We start from the raw sequence: 12143 nt of genomic DNA, 5'->3' as shown, positions 1-12143 counted from the left end.
GGAGAGTTCGATGAAGCGCTTCAACCTTTCGGCCTGGGCGGTCAGCCATCCGACGCTGGTCCTGTTCCTGATGATCATTCTCGGCGCCGCCGGCTTCTTCTCCTATGAGAAGCTCGGCCGCGCCGAGGATCCGTTCTTCACCGTCAAGGTGGTGAACGTCTCGGTGATGTGGCCGGGCGCGACCTCGCAGGAAATGCAGATGCAGGTCGCCGATCCGATCGAGAAGAAACTGCAGGAGCTGCCGTTCTTCGACAAGGTGCAGACCTATTCCAAGCCGGGCTTCACGGCGATGCAGGTCTCCTTCAAGGATTCGACCTCGCCGAAGGACGTGCCCTATCTCTTCTATCTGTTGCGCAAGAAGCTGGTCGATGTGCAGGGCGAGCTGCCCTCCGGCATCCTCGGTCCCGTGGTCAACGACGAATTCTCCGACGTCGACTCGATCCTCTATATGATGACCGGCGACGGCGCCAATTATGCGCAGCTCAAGAAGGTCGCGGAGGGTTTTCGCCAGCGCCTGCTGAAGGTGCCGGGCGTCACCAAGATCGATCTCTACGGCACCCAGGACGAGCGCATCTTCGTCGAGTTCTCGCATGCCAAGCTGGCGACGCTCGGCATCACGCCGCAGGCGCTGTTCGACTCGCTCGCCAAGCAGAATAACGTCACCCCGGCCGGTACCGTCGAGAGTTCATCGCAGCGCGTGCCGCTGCGCGTCACCGGCGCGCTTGACGGCGTCAAGGCGGTTGCCGAAACGCCGGTCGAGAGCAACGGCCGCGTGTTCCGGCTCGGCGATATCGCGACCGTCTCTCACGGCTATGTCGATCCGCCGAGCTTCGTGGTGCGTCAGGAAGGCAAGCCGGCGCTCGGCATCGGCGTCGTCACCGCCAAGGGCGCCAACATCCTCGAGCTCGGCAAGGAGGTCCAGAAGGCGACCGCCGAGTTCCTGAAGGCGGTGCCGCAGGGCGTCGATGTCCAGCAGATCGCCGACCAGCCCAAGGTGGTCGAGCACGCCGTCGGCGAGTTCGTGCACTCCTTCGTCGAGGCGCTCGCGATCGTGCTGTTCGTCTCCTTTGTCGCGCTCGGCTGGCGCACCGGCATCGTGGTCGCGCTGTCGGTGCCGCTGGTGCTCGGTATCGTCTTCATCGTGATGAACGCGATGTCGCTCGACCTGCACCGCATCACGCTCGGCGCGCTGATCATTGCGCTCGGCCTTCTGGTCGACGACGCCATTATCGCGGTCGAGATGATGGTGGTGAAGATGGAGCAAGGCTGGGACCGCATGAAGGCGGCGTCCTTTGCCTGGGAATCCACCGCGTTTCCGATGCTCACGGGAACGCTGGTCACGGCCGCTGGCTTCCTCCCCATCGGCTTTGCCAATTCTGCGGTCGGCGAATATGCCGGCGGCATCTTCTGGATCGTGGCGATCTCGCTGGTCGCGTCCTGGTTCGTCGCGGTGATCTTCACGCCCTATATCGGCGTCAAGCTGTTGCCCAACATCAAGGTGCACCAGAACCACGATCCGCACGCGATCTACGAGACGCGGATGTATCGCGGGTTGCGCAGCGTCGTGCAGTGGTGCGTCGATCACCGCATCAAGGTGGTGGCGGCGACCGTCGGCGTCTTCGTTGCCTCCATCGTTGCGTTCGGCCACGTCCAGCAGCAGTTCTTCCCGCTGTCGGAGCGGCCCGAGTTGTTCCTGCAGCTGCGGCTGCCCGAGGGCACCGCCTTCAACGTCACCGAGAAGACGGTGAAGAAGGCCGAAGGGCTGCTGAAGGGCGATGACGACATCCAGACCTACACCGCCTATGTCGGCCAGGGTTCGCCGCGCTTCTGGCTCGGCCTCAACCCGCAGCTGCCGAACGAGGCCTTTGCCGAGATCGTGATCCTCGCCAAGAACGTCGAGGCGCGCGAGCGCGTCAAGGCCAAGATCGAGCAGGCCGCCGCCGATGGCGCGCTGAACGAGGCGCGGGTCCGGGTCGACCGCTTCAATTTCGGTCCGCCGGTCGGCTTCCCGGTCCAGTTCCGCGTGATCGGCCCCGATGCCAACAAGGTGCGCGACATCGCCTACCAGGTGCGCGACGTCATGCGCCAGAACAAGAACGTCAAGGACGTCCAGCTCGACTGGAACGAGCAGTCGCCCTACCTGAAGCTCGCCGTCGACCAGGATCGGGCGCGCGCGCTCGGCCTGACCCCGCAGGACGTCTCGCAGGCGCTGGCGATGCTGATCTCGGGCGCGCCGGTCACCACGATCCGCGACGGCATCGAGAAGGTCGGCGTGGTCGCCCGCGCGGTACCGTCCGAGCGGCTCGATCTCGGCCGCGTCGGCGATCTCACCATCACCACGCGCAACGGCGTCGCCGTGCCGCTGCAGCAGATTGCCAAGATCGAATACGCGCATGAGGAGCCGATCCTGTGGCGGCGCAACCGCGACATGGCAATCACCGTGCGGTCGGATGTCGTCGACGGCGTGCAGGCGCCCGACGTCACCAACCAGATCTCGCCGAAGCTGAAGGACATCCAGGCCCATCTCGAGCCGGCCTACCGGATCGAGCCGGGCGGAGCGTTCGAGGAATCCGCCAAGGGCAATGCGTCGATCTTCATCCTCTTCCCCGTGATGGTGATGGTGATGCTGACGCTGCTGATGATCCAGCTGCAGAGCTTCTCGCGCCTGTTCCTGGTGTTCCTGACCGCGCCGCTCGGCATCGTCGGCGCCTCGCTCGGGCTCAACGTCGCCAACCAGCCGTTCGGCTTCGTGGCGCTGCTCGGCCTGATCGCGCTTGCCGGCATGATCATGCGCAACGCCGTGATCCTGGTCGATCAGATCGAGAGCGACGTTGCGTCCGGCCTGACCCGGCGCGAGGCGATCGTCGAAGCCACCGTCCGGCGCGCCCGGCCGGTGGTGCTGACGGCCCTGGCCGCCATCCTCGCCATGATCCCGCTGTCGCGCTCGGCGTTCTGGGGCCCGATGGCGATCACCATCATGGGCGGTTTGTTTGTTGCGACTTTCCTGACCTTGCTGTATCTGCCGGGCCTTTACGCCCTCTGGTTCCGCAAGACCCTCGAGGAGAGCGGCTCCGAGCAAGCCGATACTGCGCCGCAGCATGCCGGCGATGCGCAACGCGCATTTCCGCTTGCTGAGGCGGCCGAATAATTGAAGATTGAGCAGGCCAACATGACACTGATCTCGGAACATAGCGAAACCGACACCCGCGAGCGGATTCTCGTGGTGGCGGAGCGCTTGTTCCGGCAGATCGGTTACCAGAAGACGACGGTCGCCGACATCGCCAAAGAGCTGCGGATGAGCCCCGCCAACGTGTACCGCTTCTTCGATTCGAAGAAGTCGATCCACGAAAGCGTGGCCCGCGGCCTGATGGGCGAGGTCGAGATCGAGGCCCAGCGCATCGCGCGCTCGGAGGGGCCGGCGGCGCCGCGCCTGCGCCAGCTGATGACGACCATCAATCGCATGAACACCGAACGCTATGTCGGTGACTCCAAGCTGCACGAGATGGTCGAGATCGCGATGCAGGAGGACTGGGACGTCTGTGTCGCCCATATGGAGTGTATTGCCTCCATTATCGGCGAGGTGATCGCGCAAGGAGCCGCGTCGGGGGAGTTCGAGATCACGGACCTGCAACTCGCCTCGCTGTGCGCCTGCACGGCGATGATGCGGTTCTTCCACCCGCAGATGATCGCCCAATGTGCCACCAAGCCGGGCCCGACCATCGACCAGATGATCGATTTCGTGATCGCCGGCCTGTCGCCGCGCAGCCGCGCCAATTGAGCGCCAGCCCTGACGTTTTCGTCAGTTGACTCTTCTTGCATTGCAGGCAAATCGGGTTTGTAGCCCGGATGGAGCGCAGCGCAATCCGGGGCCATTTCCGCTTGCGAGACCGTCCCGGATTACGCTGCGCTCCATCCGGGCTACGTGAGAGGGGCCAGCCGTGACTGCCAAAGACCTGCATTTCTACGAGCCGAAGAACGGCCACGGCCTGAAGCACGACCCGTTCAACGCCATCGTCGCGCCGCGGCCGATCGGCTGGATCTCCTCGCGCGACAAGGGCGGCAACGTCAATCTCGCGCCCTACAGCTTCTTCAACGCGTTCTGCTACGTGCCGCCGATCATCGGCTTCTCCTCCACCAACTGGAAGGACAGCGTCGCCAACATCCAGGACACCGGCGAGTTCGTCTGGAATCTGGCGACGATGGATCTCGCCAAGCACATGAACGCGACGGCGGCGCATGTCGCGCGCGATGTCGACGAGTTCAAGCTCGCTGGACTGACGCAGGTTGCCGGCAAGCTCGTCAACGTGTCGCGGGTCGCAGAAAGCCCGGTGTCGTTCGAATGCAAGGTGAGCCAGATCGTCCAGCTCCAGGGCGCCGACGGCAAGAAGGCCGAGGCCTGGCTGACGCTTGGCGAGGTCGTCGCCGTCCACATCGACAAGGCCTTCATCAAGGACGGCGTCTACCAGACCGGTCTCGCGCACCCGATCGTCCGCGCCGGCCGCCGCGGCGACTACTTCGAGATCAAGCCGGAAAACATGTTCGAGATGATCCGGCCGGACTAGCTCTTCCTTCTCCCTCGCCCCGCTCTTGCGGGGTCGAGACGAGCGAAGCTCGCTCTTAGAGGGTAGGGTGAGGGCTGCTTCCACCAGTTATGATCGTCGTGAGACCTGTACCCCTCACCCGGATTGCATCTTGCGATGCAATCCGACCTCTCCCCGTAAGCGGGGCGAGGTAAGAGACGTCGCGCCGCAACGACAGCCCGCACCACAACAATGTGAAATTTCCGCGCGCGGGGATGAAAAACCGTCACTCGCAACCTCTCCGGGAGCAGTCTAACCTCCACCCGCCAGGCCGGATCAACGGCCGGCCAACAGAGTTGGAGGATGCGATGACACGCCAACCGCGGCGCGATCCGAACGAAGAACAACGCGATCCGAATGTTTCACGACGCACGCTGGTTCAGGGGCTGGCGGCTTCCGCCGCCGCCGTCGCGGGCATGGGCAGCGCGCTGGCTCAGAATGCGCCCGCGCCGGTCGGGCCGCCGACGACGATCACCAGCCCGCCGCGCGATTTCAGTCCGCGCGGTGCGCCGACCACCTATTTCTGGGACCCCGACATCATCGCGGTCGACCCATCCTTCAACGACCTTGCCCAGCCCAACACCTCGATCAAGCGCCTCCACACCGGCCTGTTGTGGGCGGAAGGCCCGGCCTGGAGTTCGCAGGGCCGTTATCTGTTGTGGAGCGACATCCCGAACAACCGGCAGATGCGCTGGTCGGAGGATGACGGCCATGTCAGCGTCTTCCGCATGCCGTCGAACTACTCGAACGGCAATTCGTTCGACTTCCAGGGCCGCCAGCTGTCCTGCGAGCATCTCACCCGCCGCGTGACGCGCTACGAGAATGACGGCACCGCGACCGTGCTTGCCGATAATTATCAAGGCAAGCGGCTGAACTCGCCGAACGACATCGTCGCCCATCCCGACGGCAGCTACTGGTTCACCGATCCGCCCTATGGCGGGCAGCTCTATGAGGGCGAACCCGACGCCGCGGGTGGCCCGGGCAATCCGGCCGGCAAGCTCAATCCCCGGATCGGCCAGCCGGCGGGCTTCGTGCCGGCCAAGCGCGAGCTGCCGACCAATTGCTATCGCATCGATCCCTCCGGCCGTATCGATCTCGTGGTCAGCGAGGACCAGGTGCCCGATCCGAACGGCCTCTGCTTCTCGCCGGACTACAGGAAGCTCTACGTGGTCTCGACCGGCAAGGGACCGGGCGATAGCGGCCCCGGCGGCAAGGGCGACGTTTTCGTGTTCGATGTCGGCGCCGACAACAAGCTTTCCAACGGCAAGCGGTTCAGCGATTTCACGATCGACGGCGTGAAGTGCGGACCGGACGGCATCCGCTGCGACGTCAACGGCAATGTCTGGTGCTCGAGCAATGCCGGCCGCGCGGTCGGTTACAGCGGCGTGACGGTGTGGTCGCCCGAAGGCAAGCTGCTCGGCCGCATCCGGCTGCCCGAGGTCTGCGGCAACATCACCTTCGGCGGCCCCAAGCGCAATCGCCTGTTCATGGCCGCAAGCCAGTCGCTCTACGCGGTCTATACCGCAACCCAGGGAGCGGGGCCGGCCTGATCTCGGTTTTCACTTCACCTCTCCCCAGCGGGGAGAGGTCGATTTGCGCAGCAAATCGGGTGAGGGGGAGCCGCTCCAACGAGAGACCGCAACCCCTCACCCGGCGCTGCGCGCCGACCTCTCCCAAGGGAGAGGTGGCCGCCAGAGCGGCCTCCTTGGCCGTCCCGCGCGATTCGCTATCGCCCCGCTACCTGATTGTCGCACCTCAGCTTTCGGAACTGAACGCGTGGCCTGCCGTTAACAGAATGGCGCCTGGGCCGCGTCAATTTCGCTTTATTTGAACAGCGAAGTGTTCACCGGTGAACGGCACTTTCCGATAAGATCACCCATCCGCGCCGCCGTTTCATGAGGATCCGCCATGAGCTTCCGCCGCGACTATATGACAAAACCGATCTTCTCCTGGGCGCGTGGCGTGCTGCCGACGATGTCGGACACCGAGCGCGAGGCGCTGGAGGCCGGCGACGTCTGGTGGGACGCCGATCTGTTCACCGGCAATCCCGACTGGTCGAAATTGCTGGCGTTCGCGCCGGCCAGATTGACCGACGAAGAGCAAGCCTTCCTGCACGGTCCGGTCGACGAGCTCTGCAGGATGCTCGACGAGTGGAAGATCAACTGGGAATGGCGCGATCTGCCGCCCGAGGTCTGGGCCTTCATCAAGGCCAAGAAATTCTTCGGCATGATCATCCCCAGGGAATTCGGCGGCCTCGGCTTCTCGCCCTACGCGCATTCCGAAGTGGTGCGCAAGATCTCGTCGCGTTCGCTGACCGCGGCCGTCACCGTGATGGTGCCGAACTCGCTCGGGCCGGGCGAACTCTTGATGCGCTTCGGCACCAAGGAGCAGCAGGACAAATGGCTGCCGCGCCTCGCCTCCGGTCAGGACATTCCATGCTTCGGGCTGACCAGCCCGGAGGCAGGGTCCGATGCCGCCTCGATGATCGACACCGGCATCATCTGCAAGGGCGATTTCGAAGGCCGCGAGGTGCTGGGCTTGAGGCTCAACTGGCACAAGCGCTACATCACGCTCGGTCCGGTCGCGACGCTGCTCGGGCTTGCGTTCAAGGCCTATGATCCCGATCACCTGGTCGGCAGCGAGGAGGAGCTCGGCATCACCGTCGCGCTGATCCCGACCCATCTGCCCGGCGTCTCGATCGGCCACCGCCATCTGCCGGCGATGCAGGTGTTCCAGAACGGCCCGAACTGGGGCCGCGATGTCTTCATTCCGCTCGACTACATCATCGGCGGTCAGGAGCGGCTCGGCCAGGGCTGGAAGATGCTGATGACGGCGCTCGCCGCCGGCCGCGGCATCTCGCTGCCGTCGCTGTCGGCGGCCGGCGCTGCCTATGCCGCGCGCACCACCGGCGCCTATGCCCGCATCCGCGAGCAGTTCGGCATTTCTATTTCCAAGTTCGAGGGCATCGAGGAGCCGCTCGCCCGCATCGCCGGCACGGCCTATCTGCTCGACGCCGCGCGGCGGCTGACCTGTGCGGCACTGAACGAAGGGCATCATCCCGCCGTCATCTCCGGGATCATGAAGCTGCACGCCACCGAACGGATGCGGATCGCGATCGACGACGCCATGGACATCCATGGCGGCAAGGCCGTGATCGACGGGCCGCAGAATTATCTCGGCGGGCTCTACCGCTCGGTGCCGGTCGGCATCACGGTCGAGGGCGCCAACATCCTGACCCGCAATCTGATCGTGTTCGGGCAGGGCGCGATCCGCGCGCATCCCTATCTGTTGCAGGAGATGAACGCGCTCGGCGAGCCCGACCGCGACAAGGGCCTCACCGCGTTCGACACCGCGTTCTGGAAGCATGTCGGCCACAGCTTCGCGACCATGTTCCGCGCCTGGGGTCGCAGCTGGAGCTTCGGCCTGTTTGCGCCGGCGCCGGATGCCGGCGATGCGACCGAGTTCTATCGCCAGCTGTCGCGCTATTCGTCGGCGTTCGCGCTGAGCGCCGACATGGCGTTGCTCACCCTCGGCGGCGCGCTGAAGCGCAAGGAGATGCTCTCCGCGCGCTTCGGCGACATCCTCTCCGAGCTCTATTTGCTCTCCGCCGCGCTCAAGCGCTGGCAGGACGAGGGCCGGCAGAAGGAGGATATTCCCGCGCTCCAATGGTGCATGGCATCCGGCTTCAAGACCATCGAGAACCGCTTTGCGGAAATCTTCGCCAATCTGCCGAACCGCCCGGTGGCTTGGCTGCTGAAATTCCTGATCCAGCCGTTCGGCGCCCGCGTTACCGGCCCGTCGGATCGCGTCGTGCAGCAATGCGCGCAGCTCGTGCTGTCGCCGTCGGCGGCGCGCGACCGGCTGACGCCGGACCTCGCCTTTGTCGAGGACGACGGCGGCATCGCGCGGCTGGAAAAGGCCTTCCGCCTCGTCACCGAAGCCGAGGATGCCGCCAAGCAGCTGCGCGCGGCGCGGCTGCATGACTGGAAGGATGCCGTCAAGAAGGGCGTCATCACCGAGGCCGACGGCGAGAAACTCGCGGCCGCTCACGAGGCCGTCGCCAAAGTCATCGAGGTCGATGATTTTGCGCCTGAGGCGCTGTCCCCGATTTACAAGAAATCCGCCGACGTGCATCAGTTCTTCCAGGAGCTTGGTGAGCAGAGGGCGGCGAGCTGATGGCGCGACCAGTCTTTATCGTCGACGGCAGCCGGACGCCGTTCCTGAAGGCGCGCTCCGGTCCCGGCCCGTTCACCCCGGTCGATCTTGCCGTGCAATGCGGCCGGCCGCTGCTGGCCCGGCAGCCGTTCGCGCCCACCGGCTTCGACCAGGTGATCCTCGGCTGCGTCAACGTGATCGCCGACGAGATGAACCCGGCACGCGTCGCGGCGCTCCGGCTCGGCATGGGCGAAGAGATGGTCGCCTTCACGGTGCAGATCAATTGCGGCTCCGGCATGCAGTCGATCGACACCGGCTACCGCTACATCCGCGAGGGGACCTCCGACCTGATCCTCGCCGGCGGCGCCGAGGCCTTGAGCCACGCGCCGCTAGTCTGGCCCAATTCCGGCGTGCGCTGGTTTGCCGGCTTTGCCGGCGCCAAGGGGCTAGGTGCCAAGGTCGCCGCGGCGCTGAAGGTGAAGCCGAGCTACTTCAAGCCGATCATCGGCCTCGAACGCGGGCTGACCGACCCGATCACCGAGCTCAACATGGGGCAGACCGCCGAGAAGGTCGGCCATCTCTTCGGCATTACGCGCGCACAGTCCGATGCATATGCCGCCGAGAGCCATCAGCGGCTGGCCAACGCGCAGAAGCAAGGCTTTCTCAAGGGCGAGGTCGAGACCGCGTTCTCCCGCGACGGCAAGTTCTACGACCACGACGACGGCGTCCGCCCGGACTCGACGCCCGAGACGCTGGCGAAGCTGAAGCCGGTGTTCGAACGGCCCTGGGGCCAGGTCACCGCCGGCAATTCCTCGCAGATCACCGACGGCGCTTCCTGGGTGATCCTGGCGTCGGAGACGGCGGTAGCCAAGCACGGGCTGACGCCGAAGGCCGTCATCCTCGACAGCCAATGGTCGGCGCTCGATCCCTCGATCATGGGCCTCGGCCCGGTGCTGTCGGCGAGCGCGATGCTCAAGCGCAACGCCATGACCTTGCAGGACGTCGAGACCTGGGAGCTCAACGAGGCCTTCGCCACCCAGGTGCTGGGCTGCCTCGCGGCGTGGAACGACGAGACATTCTGCCGCGAGATTCTCGGGCTCGACGGCGCGGCCGGCGAGATCGACCGCGCGAAGCTCAACGTCGATGGCGGCGCGATCAGCCTCGGCCATCCCGTCGGCACCAGCGGCAACCGCATCGTGCTGCATCTGGTCAATGCGATGAAGCGGCTCGGCACCAGGCGCGGCGTCGCCACCGAATGCATCGGTGGCGGGCAGGGCGGCGCGATGTTGATAGAGACGGTGTGATCATGGATTCACGGATCATGGACGTTCTCGCCGATCGCGTGCTCGAACTTGGGCCGAAGCCTGCCGCCGACGGCCCCTACCGGAATTTCAAGCTGACGCGCGATGAGGACGGCATCGCCTGGCTGCTGTTCGATCGCGCCGACGCCAGCGCCAACACGCTGTCCGCCGATCTGCTCGAGGAGCTCGATGCCATCGTCTCGGCGCTCGAGAACCAGCGGCCGACCGGCCTCGTGGTGCGCTCGGCTAAGCCAAGCGGCTTCATCGCCGGCGCCGACGTCAATGAGTTTCGCGGCGCCAGCGATTCCAGCGCGGTCGAGTTCGTCATCGGTCGCGCCCATGCGGTGATCGACCGGCTCGAGGCGCTGCGTGTGCCCTCGGTCGCCGTCATCCACGGCTTCTGCCTCGGCGGCGGCCTCGAGGTCGCGCTGGCCTGCCAGATGCGGATCGCGATCGACGACGCGCGGCTCGGCTTCCCCGAGGTGATGCTCGGCCTGCATCCCGGTCTCGGCGGTACGGTGCGCTTCACCGAGCTGGTCAACCCGATGCAGGCGATGACCTTGATGCTGACCGGCAAGACGATCGACGCGCGCCGCGCCAAGTCGCTCGGCCTGGTCGACGCCGTCACCCAGGAGCGCCATGTCCGCAACGCGGTGAAGGATGCGGTGTTCGGCCGGCTGAAGCGCGCCAGGCCGGGCGCGCTCAACTCGATTCTCAATCTTGGTCCGGTCAGGGGCTTCCTCGCCTCGCGGATGCGCAGCGAGGCCGAGAAGGCCGCGCCGCGCAAGCATTACCCGGCGCCCTATGCGCTGATCGATCTGTGGGAGAAGTACGCCGGCAATCGCGCGGCGATGCTGAATGCGGAGAAGGCCTCGTTCGCCAATCTGATGGTGACGCCGACCGCGCAGAATCTGATCCGCGTGTTCTTCCTGCGCGAGCAGATGAAGAAGGTCGCCGGCAGCGGCAACAAGGTTGCGCATGTCCATGTCATCGGCGCCGGCGCGATGGGTGGCGATATCGCGGCCTGGTGCGCCAACCAGGACATGCGGGTGACGCTCGCCGACATGAAGGCCGAGCCGATCGCGGGCGCGATGAAGCGGGCTTCGGAGCTGTACGGCAAGATCATGCGCAAGCGGATCGACCAGCGCGACGCGCTCGACCGCCTGATTCCCGACATGGACGGCGAGGGCGTCCGCAACGCCGATCTGATCATCGAGGCGGTGCCGGAAAAGCTCGAGCTGAAGCAGAAGGTCTATGCCTCCCTCGAGCCGAAGATGAAGCCCGGCGCGATCCTCGCTACCAACACCTCGAGCATCCCGCTGCAGGATCTGCGCACCACGCTGGTACGGCCGGAGCGGCTGCTCGGCTTGCACTTCTTCAACCCGGTGTCGCGGCTGCAACTCGTCGAGGTCGTCAGCCATGACGGCACCGATACCGGCATGCTCAAGGAGGCGCTCGCTTTCGTCGGCGCCATCGACCGCCTGCCGCTGTCGGTGAAGAGCTCGCCGGGCTTCCTCGTCAACCGCGCGCTGACGCCCTACATGCTGGAAGCGATGATGATGCTGGACGAGAAGACCGACCAGCGCCTGATCGACGCGGCCGCGGTCGAGTTCGGCATGCCGATGGGGCCGATCGAACTTGCTGACCAGGTTGGCCTCGATATCTGCCTCGATGTTGGCGACATGTTGCGCTCGAAGTTCGGCGATACGCTGCCGCCGACGCCTGCATGGTTGCGCGAGAAAGTCGTCAGGGGCGAGCTCGGCCGCAAGACCGGCAAGGGCTTCTACACCTGGAAGGACGGCAAGGCGGAGAAGGCGCCGTTGCCCGAGACGGGTCCCCGGGTGAGCGATGAGATGATCGACCGCCTGGTGCTGCCGATCTCGAATGTCTGCGTCGCCGCCCTGCGCGAGGGCATCGTCGACAATCCCGACATGGTCGACGGCGCGATGATCTTCGGCACCGGCTATGCCCCGTTCCGCGGCGGCCCGCTCAACTATGCGCGCAGCCGCGGCGTCGACAATGTGGTGTCGGCGATGCAGGCCTTGATGCGCAAGTTCGGCGGACGATTTGCGCCGGATCCCGGCTGGGAGGCCTTCAAGTGACCGAT

Annotated in this window: 7 protein-coding genes; all 7 read left to right on the top strand. The window is 65.5% G+C overall.

Annotated elements, in window-relative coordinates; genetic code table 11:
* Positions 1-10 precede the first annotated feature (10 nt).
* The 7 genes from PMN64_RS09825 (at position 11) to PMN64_RS09795 (ending at position 12138) form a co-directional block, all read left to right on the top strand.
* Complete coding sequence (locus PMN64_RS09825; protein ID WP_411780542.1) at positions 11-3148, top strand: efflux RND transporter permease subunit; 3138 nt, start codon at positions 11-13, stop codon at positions 3146-3148.
* Positions 3149-3169: 21 nt separating this feature from the next.
* Positions 3170-3778, top strand: coding sequence for a TetR/AcrR family transcriptional regulator (locus PMN64_RS09820; protein WP_028338595.1), 609 nt, complete (start codon positions 3170-3172; stop codon positions 3776-3778).
* A gap of 160 nt (positions 3779-3938) precedes the next feature.
* Positions 3939-4562 carry a flavin reductase family protein gene (locus PMN64_RS09815; RefSeq protein WP_411780541.1) on the top strand — a complete coding sequence of 208 codons (624 nt, stop codon included), beginning with the start codon at positions 3939-3941 and terminating at the stop codon, positions 4560-4562.
* 326 nt (positions 4563-4888) lie between these two features.
* Positions 4889-6130, top strand: coding sequence for an SMP-30/gluconolactonase/LRE family protein (locus PMN64_RS09810; RefSeq protein WP_411780540.1), 1242 nt, complete (start codon positions 4889-4891; stop codon positions 6128-6130).
* A gap of 358 nt (positions 6131-6488) precedes the next feature.
* The gene (locus PMN64_RS09805) at positions 6489-8756 is read left to right on the top strand and encodes an acyl-CoA dehydrogenase (protein ID WP_411780539.1); all 2268 of its coding nucleotides are present in this window, start codon (positions 6489-6491) and stop codon (positions 8754-8756) included.
* On the top strand, positions 8756-10039 hold the full coding sequence (locus tag PMN64_RS09800) for an acetyl-CoA C-acetyltransferase (RefSeq protein WP_028338599.1): 1284 nt from the start codon (positions 8756-8758) through the stop codon (positions 10037-10039). Before PMN64_RS09805 ends, PMN64_RS09800 begins: the two co-directional genes overlap by 1 nt.
* 2 nt (positions 10040-10041) lie before the next feature.
* Complete coding sequence (locus PMN64_RS09795) at positions 10042-12138, top strand: 3-hydroxyacyl-CoA dehydrogenase NAD-binding domain-containing protein (protein WP_411780538.1); 2097 nt, start codon at positions 10042-10044, stop codon at positions 12136-12138.
* The last annotated feature ends 5 nt before the right edge of the window (positions 12139-12143 follow it).

This window comes from Bradyrhizobium sp. UFLA01-814, from assembly GCF_046718885.1.
In the GTDB taxonomy this organism is placed as follows: domain Bacteria; phylum Pseudomonadota; class Alphaproteobacteria; order Rhizobiales; family Xanthobacteraceae; genus Bradyrhizobium; species Bradyrhizobium elkanii.
Note: the sequence above shows the minus strand (reverse complement) of the source record. Positions and strands in the feature narration are given on the sequence as shown.

What these genes read in the sequence shown, in the direction of transcription:
- PMN64_RS09820 (WP_028338595.1), top strand. Translation starts at nt 3,170, where the DNA reads ATGACACTGATCTCGGAACATAGCGAAACCGACACCCGCGAGCGGATT.
- PMN64_RS09810 (WP_411780540.1), top strand. Translation starts at nt 4,889, where the DNA reads ATGACACGCCAACCGCGGCGCGATCCGAACGAAGAACAACGCGATCCG.
- PMN64_RS09805 (WP_411780539.1), top strand. Translation starts at nt 6,489, where the DNA reads ATGAGCTTCCGCCGCGACTATATGACAAAACCGATCTTCTCCTGGGCG.
- PMN64_RS09795 (WP_411780538.1), top strand. Translation starts at nt 10,042, where the DNA reads ATGGATTCACGGATCATGGACGTTCTCGCCGATCGCGTGCTCGAACTT.
- PMN64_RS09800 (WP_028338599.1), top strand. Translation starts at nt 8,756, where the DNA reads ATGGCGCGACCAGTCTTTATCGTCGACGGCAGCCGGACGCCGTTCCTG.
- PMN64_RS09825 (WP_411780542.1), top strand. Translation starts at nt 11, where the DNA reads ATGAAGCGCTTCAACCTTTCGGCCTGGGCGGTCAGCCATCCGACGCTG.